The sequence below is a fragment of the Brevibacterium sp. FAM 24630 genome (genome assembly GCF_049804075.1).
GTDB lineage: Bacteria > Actinomycetota > Actinomycetes > Actinomycetales > Brevibacteriaceae > Brevibacterium.
Genome location: NZ_JBNBZD010000107.1, coordinates 1 through 255, shown reverse-complemented (window position 1 = coordinate 255; position 255 = coordinate 1). Strand labels below are relative to the sequence as shown.

The window sequence follows — 255 nt, the reverse complement described above, 5'->3', positions numbered from 1 at the left end:
ACTGCGACTGCTCACCGCTCACCGTACCGACCTGGCCTGCGACAAAACGCGGGCGATCAACCGGATGCGTGCCAGCCTCGGTGAGTTTTTCCCCGCCCTGGAAGCCGCGTTCGACTACTCGACTTCGCAGGCTGCCCTGCTCCTGCTCACCGGATACCAGACCCCAGCGGCGATCCGCCGCATGGGCGTCAAACGCCTCACCGCGTGGTTGAAGAAGCGTGGAGCCAGGTCGGCTGCCCGAGTCGCTGACATCGC

General features: G+C 65.9%; 1 pseudogene. It reads left to right on the top strand.

Features of this window, described 5'->3' with window-relative positions:
* Positions 1–255: pseudogene (locus ACPUD7_RS17925) on the top strand (IS110 family transposase); the annotation flags it as partial.